This is a genomic window from Mesorhizobium erdmanii USDA 3471 (genome assembly GCF_000472705.1).
In the GTDB taxonomy this organism is placed as follows: Bacteria; Pseudomonadota; Alphaproteobacteria; order Rhizobiales; family Rhizobiaceae; genus Mesorhizobium; species Mesorhizobium erdmanii.
This window is the reverse complement of record NZ_AXAE01000011.1, coordinates 1-14,769: the sequence shown is the minus strand read 5'-3', so window position 1 is coordinate 14,769 and position 14,769 is coordinate 1. Positions and strand designations below refer to the sequence as shown.

At 60.2% G+C, this 14,769-nt stretch carries 11 protein-coding genes and 1 pseudogene; 9 read left to right on the top strand and 3 right to left on the bottom strand.

Translation table 11 applies throughout. The annotated features are described in order from the left end of the window. Nucleotides 1-34: 34 nt before the first annotated feature. Together A3AU_RS0105195 and A3AU_RS0105190 are read right to left on the bottom strand one after the other, a co-directional pair. Entirely contained in the window at nucleotides 35-364 is a 330-nt protein-coding gene (locus A3AU_RS0105195) for a rhodanese-like domain-containing protein (protein ID WP_027051836.1), read from the bottom strand. Nucleotides 365-479: 115 nt separating this feature from the next. After that, nucleotides 480-809 (bottom strand): ArsR/SmtB family transcription factor, encoded by a 330-nt coding sequence (locus A3AU_RS0105190; protein ID WP_032916921.1) that lies wholly within the window; start codon nucleotides 807-809, stop codon nucleotides 480-482. Nucleotides 810-934: 125 nt separating this feature from the next. Here A3AU_RS0105190 and A3AU_RS0105185 point away from each other — a divergent pair, with 125 nt between their 5' ends. The 9 genes and pseudogenes from A3AU_RS0105185 to A3AU_RS0105135 all read left to right on the top strand — a co-directional run bounded on the left by A3AU_RS0105185 (nucleotide 935) and on the right by A3AU_RS0105135 (nucleotide 13,467). Continuing rightward, nucleotides 935-2,227, top strand: a complete 1,293-nt coding sequence (locus A3AU_RS0105185; RefSeq protein ID WP_027051834.1) for an NAD(P)/FAD-dependent oxidoreductase — start codon at nucleotides 935-937, stop codon at nucleotides 2,225-2,227. 29 nt (nucleotides 2,228-2,256) lie between these two features. Further along, a complete protein-coding gene (locus tag A3AU_RS0105180) occupies nucleotides 2,257-2,460 on the top strand; it encodes a YgaP family membrane protein (RefSeq protein WP_027051833.1) in 204 nt (67 codons plus the stop codon). Nucleotides 2,461-2,548: 88 nt separating this feature from the next. After that, on the top strand, nucleotides 2,549-3,559 hold the full coding sequence (locus A3AU_RS0105175) for an efflux RND transporter periplasmic adaptor subunit (protein ID WP_051355282.1): 1,011 nt from the start codon (nucleotides 2,549-2,551) through the stop codon (nucleotides 3,557-3,559). Continuing rightward, entirely contained in the window at nucleotides 3,556-6,822 is a 3,267-nt protein-coding gene (locus A3AU_RS01000000134935; protein ID WP_051355281.1) for an efflux RND transporter permease subunit, read from the top strand. Before A3AU_RS0105175 ends, A3AU_RS01000000134935 begins: the two co-directional genes overlap by 4 nt. Before the next feature lie 1,257 nt (nucleotides 6,823-8,079). After that, nucleotides 8,080-8,507: pseudogene (gene tnpA / locus A3AU_RS1000000136775) on the top strand (IS200/IS605 family transposase). 168 nt (nucleotides 8,508-8,675) lie between these two features. After that, nucleotides 8,676-9,068 carry a hypothetical protein gene (locus tag A3AU_RS0105160; protein WP_154674526.1) on the top strand — a complete coding sequence of 131 codons (393 nt, stop codon included), beginning with the start codon at nucleotides 8,676-8,678 and terminating at the stop codon, nucleotides 9,066-9,068. Between the two features lie 679 nt (nucleotides 9,069-9,747). Further along, nucleotides 9,748-10,419: a response regulator transcription factor gene (locus A3AU_RS0105150; protein ID WP_027051830.1), complete on the top strand. Its 672-nt coding sequence runs from the start codon at nucleotides 9,748-9,750 to the stop codon at nucleotides 10,417-10,419. Further along, on the top strand, nucleotides 10,409-11,779 hold the full coding sequence (locus A3AU_RS0105145; RefSeq protein ID WP_027051829.1) for a sensor histidine kinase: 1,371 nt from the start codon (nucleotides 10,409-10,411) through the stop codon (nucleotides 11,777-11,779). The genes A3AU_RS0105150 and A3AU_RS0105145 overlap by 11 nt, the downstream gene beginning before the upstream one ends. A gap of 1,358 nt (nucleotides 11,780-13,137) precedes the next feature. Next, nucleotides 13,138-13,467: a beta-barrel domain-containing protein gene (locus tag A3AU_RS0105135; protein ID WP_027051828.1), complete on the top strand. Its 330-nt coding sequence runs from the start codon at nucleotides 13,138-13,140 to the stop codon at nucleotides 13,465-13,467. Between the two features lie 138 nt (nucleotides 13,468-13,605). On the opposite strand, the gene A3AU_RS0105130 is transcribed toward A3AU_RS0105135, so the two are convergent. Then, a protein-coding gene (locus A3AU_RS0105130; RefSeq protein ID WP_154674525.1) for an IS3 family transposase occupies nucleotides 13,606-14,705 on the bottom strand; the annotation gives its coding sequence in 2 pieces (ribosomal slippage) (nucleotides 13,606-14,453 and nucleotides 14,453-14,705; 1,101 coding nt in all). Nucleotides 14,706-14,769: the final 64 nt, after the last annotated feature.

The window sequence follows — 14,769 nt, the reverse complement described above, 5'->3', positions numbered from 1 at the left end:
GAAATCAAACCTCCGAACGGAAACCCCGTCGCTATCAGCTTGACGACGGGAACCCTTGGGCACGCCAGGAACTGATGCCGCCGCCCATATGCGTATCGTGCGGCTGTCCCGCAGCCATGGCGACGGCAATCGCCTGCGATGACCGACCGCCAGCGTGGCAATAAAATACGACGGGTTTGCCGGATGGAATGCGGTCCATCTCGTCCCGAAGCCTGCCCAAAGGGATATGAATGGCGCCGGCTATATGCCCAGACGCCCACTCGCCGTCTTCCCTGACGTCGACGAGCGTAACGGCATCGCCCATCTGGCGCACTTGCGTCGGGGTCAGGGTCTTGGCTGTCGACCGCCTTCCAAATCCAAACATTGTAATTCTCCTGTTTCTTGCGGATCCGACCTGGTGCCGCCTTTGAGATCTTCGAGGCCTTCGGCTCAATTGGACGACGCGAGCGACGGCGAAGGTCCTTCGCCATCGCTTATCGTCACGAGCAGAAAGCCGAGTGAAGCGCTTCGACCACTGTCAGGACTTCTGACCGGGTGATGCGGTAGTAGACGGTCGTGCCATCGCGGCGCGATTCAACCAAGCCGTCAGCGCGCAACCGCATGAGCTGCTGCGACATCGGCACCTGGTCAATGCCCAGCAGTTCGCGCAACTCCGCCACCGAGCGCTCATCCTTCCCCAACGCGCAAAGGACCAGAAGCCGTTGGGGATGGGATAGGCTCCTGAGCAGATCCGCTGCCTTTCCCGAAGCCGGGATCATCTCTCTTACATTCATACTCTTGAATTTATAATCTTTGAATGTTAATTGCAAGCCCATCAGCCTGGCTTGCGAACGGAACGACCTACAATCGTGGCCTTGGCAAATTGAGCCAGATCAACACAAGCCTGCTGCCTTGCTGTCAGATTGCTGGAACGAGAAACATCGGGAGGAACCCCATGTCACACATCGTCGTCCTTGGAGCCGGTCTTGGCGGAACCATCATGGCCTATGAAATGCGAGAGAAGCTGCGCCGCGAGGACAGCCTCACTGTCGTCAATCTCGGCACGTCCTATTCCTTTGTGCCTTCCAATCCCTGGGTGGCGGTCGGCTGGCGCAAACGCGACGACATCACCGTCGATCTCGCCGCAGTTTTCAAACGACGCGACATCGCGCTCAAATCCGAGGGCGCCAAGAAAGTCTATCCGAAGGAAAACCGGATCGAACTCAATGACGGTACGTTTGTCGACTACGACTACCTGATCATAGCAACCGGGCCGGACCTCGCGTTCGATGAGGTGCCCGGCCTGGGACCTGCCGGATATACTCAGTCGATCTGCCATATCGACCATGCGACCGCCACCAAGGCGAAGGTCGATGAACTCGTCCGTAATCCGGGCCCTGTCATCGTCGGCGCCGTGCAGGGTGCATCCTGCTACGGACCCGCCTACGAATTCGCCTTCATCCTCGACACCGCGCTACGGAGGGCCAAGGTGCGCGACCGGGTGCCGATGACGTTCGTGACGCCGGAGCCCTATATCGGGCATCTCGGCCTGGACGGCGTCGGCGACACCAAGGGCCTGCTCGAGAGTGCCATGCGCGATCGGCACATCAAATGGATCACGAACGCCAAGGTCTCGTCAGTCGACACTGGAACCATGCATGTGCAGGAAGTTAACGAGGACGGTTCGGTGAGGGCCAAGCACGACCTGCCGTTCGCCTTCTCGATGATGCTTCCGGCCTTCCGTGGCGTGCCGGCGGTGAAGGACATAGAGGGCCTGGTCAATCCGCGCGGCTTCGTCACGATCGACAAGCATCAGCGGAACCAGACTTATCCGAACGTCTTTTCGATCGGCGTCTGCGTCGCCATTCCTCCAGTCGGCAAGACGCCGCTGCCGGTTGGTGTTCCAAAAACCGGCTTCATGATCGAATCCATGGTCACGGCGACGGCGGAAAACATTGGCGCACTGCTACGCGGCGAGGAACCGCGGGCTGTCGCGACCTGGAATGCGGTCTGCCTGGCCGACTTCGGCGACGAAGGCATCGCCTTCGTGGCGCAGCCGCAGATCCCGCCACGCAACGTCAACTGGTCGTCGCAGGGCAAATGGGTGCACGCAGCCAAAGTGGGGTTCGAGAAATACTTCCTGCACAAGGTCCGTCAGGGCAAGAGCGAGACCTTCTACGAGGGACTGGCACTCGACTTGCTCGGGATCAAGAAGCTCAAGGCCATTCACATGGAGCCTGCCGAATAGGCACGGCGCAGATTTCAGGAGACGAGATTATGACGATCGACAAGGCTGTTCTAATGTTCGCGGGGTTCATGGTGCTGATCTCCGTCGCGCTCGGCTATTACTATTCGCCCTACTGGTTCCTGCTAACCGCCTTTGCCGGACTCAATATGGTGCAGGCTTCTGTGACGGGCTGGTGCCCGGCGGCGATCGTCTTCAAGAAAGTCGGCTGCAAGAGCGGCGTCGCCTTCAAGTAGCCCCCGACTTTCCAGGATTGGCGTCCCATACGGGAGGTGCCCTCGCGCCTCCCGTCCTTTCAACTCGTTCCGAGGGCGGCACATTGCCATGAGATACGTACGGTTCTTCCTGGCCAACGGGCTTCTGCTCGGCATCACGCTGCTCGCCAGCGGTGGCGCTCTAGCCGAGGACTTCACTGTCGCGGTCGCCACCATCACCGAAATGAAGGCTGTCTTCGGCCAGGTCGAGAGCCGCACGATCGTGCCGGCACGCGCTCGCATTTCGGGTACCATCACCCAGGTGCGGGTGACGGAAGGCCAGGTCGTCAAGAAAGGTGACGTGGTCGCCACCGTCGTCGACGACAAGATAGCTCTGCAGCTTCGTGCGGCCGATGCAAAGATCGGTGCCCTCAATTCCCAGATGGAGAATGCCAAGACCGATCTGCAGCGCGCCCAGGATCTGCTGGCCAAAGGTGCCGCCACACAGAGCCGGGTCGATGCGGCTCAGACCCAGTTCGACGTCATCACTGCCCAGCTGGCGGCCGCGGTTGCCGAAAAGGCAGTTACCCAGCAGAGCGCCAAGGAAGGCGACACCCTTGCACCGGCCGACGGTCGAGTGCTGACGGTTCCGGTGACGGCCGGCTCTGTGATCATGGCGGGCGAACCGGTCGCCCGGGTGGCCTCGGGCCAATACTATCTGCGACTGTCGCTGCCGGAGCGGCATGCGACCGAGATCGCGCAGGGAGCCCAGGTCGATATCGCCGAACGCGGCGCCGGTACGGATGGCGTCTTCATCAAGGCCCGCCAGGGCCGCATCGCCAAGGTTTATCCGGAGATCGAGAACGGCCGCGTCATCGCCGACGTAGAGGTCGCCGACATCGGCAACTTCTTTGTCAACGAGCGTACGCTGGTGTCTATCCCGGTGGCGAAGCGGACCATCCTCGGCGTGCCGCCGCAGGCGGTCAGCACGGTGCATGGGATCGACTACATCACCGTCGCTACGGCTAACGGACCACTCAGCGTCGCAGTCGTGCTGGGCGAGCGATACCAGGATGGCGGACAGCCACGGGTCGAGGTCCTGACCGGCCTCGCCGAAGGCGACAAGGTCGTCCTGCCATGAAACTGGGCATTGCCGGCGGGCTCACCCGCTCGTTCATCGCCTCGCCGCTGACGCCGCTCTTCCTGTTGGCGGCGCTGGCCTTGGGGCTTGTGGCGCTCGCCACGCTGCCACGCGAAGAGGAGCCGCAGATTTCCGTGCCCATGGTGGACATCCATGTCGCGGCCAACGGGCTGAAGGCGGAGGATGCGGTCAAGCTCGTGACCGAGCCGCTGGAAACCATCATCAAGGGCATCGACGGTGTCGAGCACGTTTATTCGCAAACCGTGGACGACGGCGCGCTGGTGACGGCACGCTTCAAGGTCGGAACCAGTTCCGACGCCGCCGTTTTGCGCGTTCACGACAAGGTTCGCGCCAATATGGATCGCATCCCGGTCGGCATCCCCGAACCGCTCATCGTCGGGCGTGGCATCGACGACGTCGCGATTGTGGTGGTGACATTGACACCGACGCCGGAGGCAGCCGGCCGCTATTCCTCGGCCGATCTCACGCGGCTGGCGCATGAACTTCAGGTCGAGGTCGCCAAGCTGCCGGATATTGGCCTGACTTATATCGTCGGCGAACAGCCGGAAGAGATCCAGGTCGAGCCGGATCCGGAAAAACTCTCTCTTTACGGCATCACGCTGCAGCAGTTGACGGCCAAGGTCGCCGGCGCCAACAGATCCTTCCAGATCGGCACGGTGCGTGACGAAGGCAAGCAGCGGGTGCTGATCGCCGGCCAGACACTGCAGACGTTCGCCGACATCGGCAATCTGCTTCTGACCGCGCGGGACGCGCGGCCGGTCTATGTGCGCGACGTGGCCAAAATCGTGTTGGCGACGTCGCCGGCCGAGAACCGGGTCACCAACATCGTCAAGTCCGACAAGGGACTTGAACGGGCCCCGGCCGTGTCGCTGGCGGTTGCCAAGCGGCCGGGCACGAACGCCGTTGTCATCGCCGATACGATCGTCAAACGTCTCGACCAGGTGCGGGGTGAAATATTCCCCAAGGACGTCCAGATGGTCGTGACACGCGACTACGGCCAGACCGCGAACGAGAAGGCGAACGAACTGCTCTTCCACCTCGGCCTTGCCACGATCTCCATCGTCGTGCTGGTCGCAGTCGCTATCGGCTGGCGAGAGGCGTTGGTGGTGGCCGTTGTCATCCCGACGACGATCCTGCTCACGTTGTTTGCCTCGCGCATCATGGGCTACACGCTGAACCGCGTCAGCCTGTTCGCGCTGATCTTTTCCATCGGCATCCTCGTCGACGATGCGATCGTGGTGATCGAGAATATTGCCCGGCATTGGGCCATGGATGATGGGCGATCCCGCAAGCAGGCGGCGATCGACGCCGTGGCTGAGGTCGGCAATCCGACCATCGTTGCGACGCTCACAGTGGTCGCGGCGCTCCTGCCAATGCTGTTCGTGTCTGGCCTGATGGGCCCTTATATGAGCCCGATCCCGGCCAACGCCTCTGCGGCAATGCTGTTCTCCTTCTTCGTCGCGGTGACGCTGACGCCGTGGCTGATGATGAAATTCGGCAAGAAGGGCCAAGGCTCGGCGCATGCCCATGACGCCAGTAGCCCCGGTGGCGCGCTCGGCCGCGCCTATATCGCAGTCGCAAGGCCCATCCTGAAGTCGCGGTTCCGGTCATGGACCTTCCTGCTTGTCGTCGGCGCCGCGACCATGGCTTCCATGGTGCTCATCTACACCAAGCACGTCACGGTGAAGCTCCTGCCGTTCGATAACAAAACCGAATTGCAGGTGGTTGCGGACCTGCCCAAAGGCTCCTCGGTCGAAGACACAAACCGGCTGTTACAGGCTGTGGTGGATCGTCTCGCCGACGTGGCCGAGGTGGTTTCATTCCAGACCTATGCCGGCACGGCAGCGCCGTTCAACTTCAACGGCCTGGTGCGCCATTACTACCTTCGCTCCGGACCCGAGCAGGGCGACGTCGCAGTCAACCTGGCGGGGAAGGGGGAGCGCAGTCGTCCAAGCCATGCCATCGCCCTCGATCTACGCGAACGGCTGAGAGGCCTTGCCATGCCAGAAGGCACAGTACTCAAGGTGGTCGAGCCGCCGCCTGGTCCGCCGGTGCTTGGGACATTGCTCGCGGAGATCTATGGGCCTGACGCCGAGACGCGCCGCGCGGTCGCGGCAAAGGTGCGCGAGACGTTCGCCTCCATCCCGTTTATCGTCGACGTCGACGACAGCTTCCATAACCAGCCGCAGCGCGTGCGGCTGGCGATCAATCAGGACAACCTCGAATACTACAAGGTCGAGCAGTCCGACGTATACGACACGCTGAGCTACCTCTATGGCGGCACCACGATCGGCTACTCACACCGCGGCGGCGGCCGCCAACCGATCGCGATCCGTGTGGCGCTCTCGAAGAGCGGTGGCGTGGTCGATCAGCGCGCCCTGACGACGCCGGTGCCGGCGAACGCGCTGCCCGGCGCGCGCGACGTGGTGGAACTCGGCGATGTCGTGGGGGTGACGCGCGAGCCGGCCTCCTACCCGATCTTTCGCCACAACGGCCGGCCCGCGGAGATGGTAATGGGAGAACTCGCGGGCGCGTTCGAAGCGCCGGTTTATGGCATGCTCGCCGTCAACGATGCCATTGCCAAGGCCGATTGGGGTAACCTGCCGAAACCGACGATCGCGTTGCACGGGCAACCGGACGACGAATCCAAACCTACACTTCTGTGGGACGGGGAGTGGGAAGTGACATGGGTCACCTTCCGCGACATGGGCGCGGCCTTCATAGTGGCTATCCTGGGCATCTACATTCTCGTCGTCGCGCAGTTCGGTTCGTTCAGGCTGCCGCTGGTTATCCTGACGCCGATCCCGCTGACCCTGATCGGCATCATGCTCGGCCATTGGGCCTTCGGCGCGCCGTTCTCGGCCACCTCGATGATCGGCTTCATCGCGCTTGCCGGCATCATCGTGCGCAACTCGATCCTGCTGGTGGATTTCATTCGCCACTCCAAGGGCACCGACAGGCCTCTGGTCGACGTTTTGCTCGAGGCCGGCGCCATTCGCTTCAAGCCGATCCTGCTGACCGCGATCGCAGCGATGATCGGGGCGGCAGTCATCCTGACCGACCCGATTTTCCAGGGCTTGGCAATTTCGCTGCTGTTTGGCCTCGCCTCGTCGACGCTGCTGACAGTGCTCGTGATTCCCGCCATCTACGTTGCTCTTCGAGGCGGCTCGAAGCAGGAGACGGTCAGCGATGCGCCGCCAGAACCTACGACGACCAATGAACCAACCGCAGCTCCCGGCTGAACTCGATCGGCTGATATGGGACTTTGAAGCATATAGAGGGCCGCGGCCTTGGAGCGGCAAGGGGACTTGCCTACATCGCACATGTCGTTGATATGAAGGTCGATAAGTTCGCCGAAGTATTCAGGCGCGCGATACGGGACTTAGTCGGTGCCCCACCGCGATTGACTTGGCGCTCGGTTTTGGTCGCCCAGCGCCGTGCGTATCCTGGCGTAAATTCGTGTGCAGTCGGCAGCTTCTAACAGTTTGATGTTAAACAAAAATGATGAGAAATAAATATCATAAAGTGGCCGTGGCCCCGATGATGGACTGGGAGTATAGCTTAATAATATCAGTCAGTTACGAGACGTCATGTGCAAAAATTGCACAGGAAAGTTCTGCTTCTCTTCTTTTTTCGTTCCCACGAAAGAGCCGCCGACAGCCCCTTCCGGGGGCCCTTTTCCTTGCTAAATTGGCAGCTCGGACGCGAATCTTCGCAGGAGTATCCGTCAACTCCAGGTCTGGGTAAGGCGTATTCAGCTCAGACCTCTCGTGCTGGGGTGATCGGCGTGGTCTAGCGGTCATCGTTGCCAGAGCCTGGCCGCATAGCCAAGATTTCACTGACGTGTGACTAGGGCCAATGGCAGCAAGGTTGCTGCATTGAAAGAACACTCGCCAGGCGGAGTGCCCCGATACCTCAAGCCCAGCGAAAGTTTTACTTCCTGGTCCCGATCAGGACTAATGGAAGGCAACCTCTGGGGCGCAAGAACGGTGCCGGAATTTTGGTCCCGAAACGAGAAAGGCCAATGCGAGCCATTCAGGACCACTAACTTGTAGAGCTGCCCGGCATGGCTGGACGCCTTGAAAGAATGGTCCGGGCGAGTTCGAGCGCGAGGCAAGAAAACCCGCCTTCGCGTTAATGGCTGATGGGCCACAGGGCGGTATGTCGGCTCGGCTTTCATATTCAAGCCAACCACCCTTGAACGGCTGTGGAAGCACGTCCGGGAGCGCGCCGGGCGGGGGCCCAACGGTATCGAGCGACGGTCACTTTTTGGATCAAGATGGGCAGCATCGGCCGTGTTAAGCACCTTGTGGGGTGAAGAAGACTCGCGGCAAGCTTCGTTACAGGACTTCCGGGACGAACTTGTCCACCAAAAAACAGTTCGTCCATCGGGCTCTGGTTCGCACCTGAGCTCTAGAGTCCCCCATAGGGAATCTGTAAACCTGGCGCCTTTAGGCGGCAGGGAGGGCCCGCAGAGATTTGCAGTGTGGATTGGCTGGATGGAAGCGTGCAAGCGCGGCAGCCATACGGTTTGGGATTGTAAATATCACTTGGTTTGGGTGACGAAGTGCCGTTACGCGGTGCTTGGTGGAGACGTTGGAAATCAGTGCAGTGACCGCAGCCTGAGACGGCACAAGTTCATGAAATGGTAGTGCATGACGGGTCGATCAACCGAGATCATGTGCACATGCTTGTGTCGATCCCACCGAGGTTGCCGGTATCGCGCGCCGTGTAATACCTGAAAGGACGCAGTTCGCATAAACTGGTGAGCGAGTTCGGGACATTGCGCAAGCGCTACTGGGGCCGGCATCTCTGGGCGAGGGGCTATTGGGCGGCAACGAGTGGGAACGTCACCGACGAGGTCTGGGTTGAGCACATTAAGAACCAGACGCCACCGGAGCCCGACTACTACTTCAACGTGACGTGAGTTAGCGCCCTCTCCGCCAAAGGGCGGACCGATCTGGCTTTAAGCCGTAACTTGAAGCCACCGCTTGCAGGCGGTGGAGAATTCAGTGGTAATGCCCGCTGGTGCCGGTTGGCAAGCTTTTGAAGCTCATGCTAAGCTATGGTAACGGATGATTAGTAGGCGAGTTGAGTGCAGGTAGAAACGAAATTTATGAGCCGCATTTTGTTAACGCTCATCGCATCAATGTGCTTCACAGTATCGGCTTTTTCAGCCGGGCAAGAGGAGCAAAACATCAATTACTTGGGGCGTATGGCAGATGGCAAATTGCATCGGGCTGCAGCAATTTCAGGTAACATCTATGGTGTATTGAAAAGATGCCGGGCGCTGAGACCAAGCGAAAGTGGAAAAGCCATGATGGCTGTCTCCATTCTTTTGTACCACGGGCTAGATAGACACTTGGCGCCTGATCCAGCCAAATTCGAGAGGGCTATCCGCGTGTTTGAAGGCGCTTACCGTAAGGCTGCTCTGAGTAAGGTCGATTGCCAAGCCGAGAAGGCCAAGGACCCAGATAGTTACCGGTAGATGTCTGCCTTGGGGCCAATCCATATCGCGGGATTAGGCCTTCGCTAAGAAGGAAGATGTTGGATGACCGCTGGTGGAGTTTAGGGCCGCGCTCTTTTCTCGGCGACAGCAAGCTGACCGTCGGCTTCCGCAAGGCGTTCGTTGATCGGTTCAGCAATTTGTAACCGACTGGGCTTCCTGGAGGCTTTTGGAACTTTTCTGGGTCGCGCCTCAGACCGAATTGCATATGCTTATGGGACAAATTGGGTCATAGTTTCGGTATTGCGCGAAATCTCAGGGGGGTTCGACCTTCTGGCGCGCTTGCCGCGCTGGTCGTGACCGTCAGCACGAAATCCCGTTATGCTGTTCGGCGGCCATACGCCTCATCGTCTCGCCTTCACCTCGAAATGCAAGCGTCAGGGATGCTGACCTCCAGTCGTGGGGGAAGGGCCCTGATTTTGTCAGTAACGTATTCATAGTATGACTTCGTCGCAAGAATATCGTATACGGTCAATCGGTCTGTTGACTTTGTAGTTACGTTTTATCATGCTCGCAGACAGCACAGACGACTTGTGCGTTTGCGAGCAGAAAGCTTCGGGGACTGACACTGTAGACGTCGGCTTGGAAGGGCCTAACACGAAGGCATGGATGCGCTCGACGCGGACGTTTTTGTCGATGTCTCGTCGACCGGGGGGTAGGCTTGGGGCGATTACTGGTTCTCGAGGACGAGCCTATCCTGGCTCGGCATATTAAAAGCACACTGGAGCGGGCAGGGCACGCGGTGGATGTCATCGAGACAATTGCCGGTGGGGTCCAAGCATTAGGCGCAGCCGACTACGACCTCCTAGTGCTAGACAGGCGCGTGTCCGACGGTGACGGCGTGCGGCTTCTTGATTTGGTCCGCCGGTCCAAATCGGCTATTCCAGTGATGTTCCTGACGGCCCGTTCCGGGACCGATGACCGTGTGAGCATACTCAATCGCGGGGCCGACGATTATTTGTGTAAGCCCTTCGAAGCCGCTGAGCTTGTCGCGCGTGCTACAGCGCTGCTTCGTCGCCCGCCACAGTTGGCCGCCTCGATCCTGACGGCCGGCAATATCGTCTTGGATAAGGCAACGCGTTCGGCAATGATCGCAGGCAAACCACTGTTGATCGCCCGCCGGGAAGGCATGCTCCTAGAGCAGTTGGTCGTCCGCTTGGGGCAGGTCGTCACCCGCGAGGCCCTGGATGCCAAGCTGTTCGGCTTCGCGGAAGGCGCCTCGCCCAACGCCATAGAAGCAAGCGTCTATCGGCTGCGGAGTGCGTTGAGCAATCTCGGGGCCGACCATCATATCCACACCGTTCGCGGTATCGGTTATTGCTTTGCGCCTTAGTGAGCGCCTGTTCGGTTCAATCGGCATCCGTCTCAGCCTCCAGCTCTCGCTGCTGTTCGTGTTCTTCGCGGCGGCCTGCGCTGGCCTGATCGGCTACCAGCTCTCCAATATCGACGAGACAGCTCGGTTGCTGCGCTTGCAAAGGCGGGCACTGGAAATAAGGCAGGCCCTACATTTTACGACGGGAACGGCCCCCACTGCGGCACTTCCCACGGAGCGTACGGCCCTTTACCAGGCAGAACAGCCAACCTGGTTTTATGCGCTGCGCAATGCCGCTGGCGAGCTGGTCGTGACGTCCTCCAGGACCTTGCAGGATCGTTTCGGTTTATCGCTCCTCCGGGCTCTGGCACCTGGTGAAAGCGATACGACTGCGAGGGATGGCCCTGCCAATGCCTTCTACTTCCTGTCGGAGCCGGTGGAAGGGTCGCGCCATGAACCGCTCCTGCTCATCGTTGGTCAACAGGCATCGATGGCGGACGCCTTGCTGCGCAACGTCGAATGGCGGCTGCTGAGCGATGCCGGCATCGCCGCCATTCCGATCTGCTTGCTGTCGTTCGGCGCCACCCTGACGATCATCCGTTACGGCTTCGCGCCGCTGCGTCGAATGTCCCGACAGGCGGACAGGATCGGGCCAGCCGACCCCGCCGCGCGCTTTGGAGTGGCCGACCTTCCGATCGAGTTGCGCGACCTCGCCGAAGCCGTTAACGAGGCGGCGGGCCGACTGCAGCAGGCCATCACCAGCCAGCGCCGCTTCACTGCGGATACGGCGCATCAATTGCTGACGCCGCTGGCGCTGCTGTCCGCCCGGATAGAGCAGGGCGGGCCATCGCATCCGGATCCAGCACTGCGGGCTGATATCCGACGCATGCAGAGTCTGATCCAGCAACTGCTGCAACTATCTCGCCTTGTTTCCGTGGCTCAGCCTCACTTTCCCTTGGATCTAAGGGCGGTCGCAAAGCAGACCGTCACTGCCATGGCGCCCCTCGCCATCGCCGAGGGCAAGAGCCTTTCCTATGAGGCGCCCGAAACGCCCTGTTCGACGACGGGGGATGCTCTCGCCATTCGCGACGCGCTTGCCAATCTTATCCGCAACGGGCTGCGCCACACCGCATCCGGCACTTGCGTCGATATCGTGGTGAAGCGGCCGGCGATCATCGATGTAGCCGACAAAGGAGAAGGCGTTCCCGACGGGCATCGCAACCGCGTGCTGGAGCCGTTTTTTACCACCCAGGCCGACAAGGGGGGCTCGGGCCTCGGCCTCGCCATCGTCGACGAGGTCATGCGCCAGCATGGCGGCGCTGTGGAGATTGAAAATCGGCAGGAGGGTGGCGCACTGTTTCGGCTTCTCTTCAGGGCGTAGCCGGAGATCAGGTAACAATTGCTGGCCAGATATTAACCTTCTGAAGGCAATTGAAGAAAAAACGCCCTGCACTCCAGAGTTCGTCAGGTGGTCGTCAGCTTCGTCTTGTAAAGGTTTCCGCAAGCCGCCGAGTGCACACCCAACAATGTGACTTTACGGCCAGGGCTTGCCCTTCATAGGGCGAGCCCTTTTTTTGTCAGTTTGGAACGCGTGTCAGTTCCCCGGAATCCGCAGAAGCCGCCGAGCCGGCGGTGCCCTAACGAGCAGCCGGCTAAATGCGATTTCCATGCCGGTAAGATATGTTCGACACAAACCACGGCCGAAAGTTCGTCTTCTCGACGCCGGGGGGCCGTTCAAAAGGGCCAGATGGAATCCCTGGCTTCGTCTGGTATCAGCGCTGCGATAAAACGCCGGCAGGCAGCGGCCAGACCCTATCTCCCAAACCGGCAACGACGCCAGCGTGGTGGTGGGGTGGGGGCTGAAAACGGCCCCAATGTGGGTGCGCTGTTCCGGCTAGTCTCGAGCACCGCGTAGATTGCACGTAAGGGCAGCGGTCTGAGCAATAAAAGTATCCGCAATTAGAAGCTGGTCAGGTTGTCGTCAGATACGTAGTGTAGGCTGCCCATGCAGAAAATATGGGGGAATAGGATGAACCTGATCGTCGCAATTATCATGATAACTCTACATCCGGTCCCCTATTGGATCTGCGGCCCATCCGGTGCTGGTCATCTGCCAGCCTGCCAGGAGGGGACGATATGATCCTCAAACCGCATCCGCTATAACCGCCGCAACGCGAACTCTGGCCATCGCCGAGGGCAGGCCCTATCCAACTGAGCCGCCTGGAACGCCCTGCATGACGATGGGAAAGGCCACTGCTATTGGTGAGGCTTTTGCCAACCTCGCTCGCAATTGGCTCGCCTTATGGCACTTGCATCGCGGTGGAGCGGCCAGCGATCTCAGCGTGGTCGACCGCGGAGCGGGCAGGACGTGCATCGCGACTGTCTGCTCGATCCCTCTTTTAGTATCCAAGCCCACACGTGTGGTTCAAGTCTAGGTCTCGCCATCGTCAAGCGAGCGCAAGCAGGTGGCACGCGGAGGCTGCAAACCGCCTGGAAAGGCGCCCCCCAGTGCGACAGCAAGGCCAAGTAGAGTTTCTGCGGCGGTATGCTGGGCAGCATAGACCAAATTGCGCCAACAGCGCACCTATACCGCAGCATCAAAAAATTCGTCGGTACCGGAAGTCCGTCAGATTATCATCAGGTTGGCAATGTAAGGTGATTGCTGGAAGGCCGAACTGTTCGGACGCGTCAGCCTGCTGAAACCACCGGTCGCGTCCGGGCAGTTGCAGGTCGCGCGAAGTGGCGCAGACCGGCCAGAAACTAATGGTGGTCGTGCCGGATGGCACGAAACTTGAGATCGGGGCCATGCTGCTCAACCGCGACAAGGGGTTTGTCCATAAGGGGCATAATGTGTGCGTAAAGCTCGAGGCCTTTCCCTTTACGACATATGGAACGCTCAGCGGCAAGGTGCTGACCCTCTCCAATGACGCTATCCCTGCCGGCACACAGCAACAGGCCTCAATGGCGAAGGAAGAGACCGCGGGCGACACCGCCGGGCCGCTGGAGTTTCCGGTGCGCTGGCCCTCGATGAGACATCGATACGCGTCGAGGGGAGGGAAGTCGTGCTGACCCCGGATATGAAGACGGGCAATCGGCAGGTGCTGGAGTTCCTCCTCGACCCGCTGATGGATATGATGGATGACGCGTGTGACCTGAGACCCATCTTTGCTCCAGCTCAGTGGAGAGTCCGGGGTTTCATTTCTGGCCTCATGCGGCCTGTTTTTCCAGTGCCATTTTCATGGCGAATTCGCTCGGCGTGATGTTGCCCAGTGCTGAGTGTGGTCTGTGCCGGTTGTAGTCCTCCTTCCAGAGCTGGATCGCCGCCCGTGCTTCCGCGAGGGTGGAAAACAGCGTTTCGTTCAGGCATTCGTCGCGGAACCGGCCGTTGAAGCTTTCCACGAAGCCGTTCTGCATCGGCTTGCCGGGCGCGATGTAATGCCATTCGACGCCGCTCTCCTGGCACCATTTGAGGATGGCCATCGAGGTCAGTTCGGTGCCGTTGTCGGAGACGATCGTGCAGGGCTTGCCGCGATGGGCGATGATGGCGTCCAGTTCCCGGGCCACGCGGGCGCCTGACAGCGACGTGTCCGCGACCAGCGCCAGGCATTCCCGCGTGAAGTCGTCGACGACGGCCAGAACCCGGAACCGCCGGCTGTCCGTGAAGGCATCGCTGACAAAGTCGAGCGACCAGCGCTCGTTCATCCGGCCCGGCACGATCATCGGCCTTCTCGTTCCCAGGGCCCGCTTGCGGCCGCCACGCCTGCGAACCTGCAGCTTCTCCTCCCGGTAAAGCCGCCGTAGCTTCTTCTGGTTCATCACCATCCCTTGCCGTTCAAGCATGATGTGGATGCGCCGGTAGCCGAAGCGCCGCCGCTGCGCGGCAACCGTCTTCATCGCGGCTCGAAAGACAGCATCATCGGGCCGGATGCTTTTGTAGCGAACGCTCGAGCGATCGACGAAAAGAGCCTTGCACGCCCGACGCTGGCTCACCCCATGCTGATCGCAGGCGTGGACCACAGCGCTTCGCTTGGCATCGGGCGTCACCATTTTTTTGCAGCGACATCCTTGAGGATGGCGTTGTCCAGCATCTGCTCGGCCAGCAGCTTCTTCAGTTTGGCATTCTCTTCCTCCAGCGCCTTCAGCTTGCGCGCATCGGAAACGTCCATGCCGCCAAACTTGGCCTTGTATTTGTAGAACGTCGCTTCCGAGATCCCGTGCTTGCGGCAGACATCGGCGGTCTTCATCCCCGCCTCCTGCTCCTTCAAAATCGCGATGACCTGTTGTTCCGTGAACCGTGAACGCTTCATTCGTCCGTCTCCTCGATCAGACGGACTCTACCAAAAACTGGAGGAGATTCAGGGTCTCAGGTCA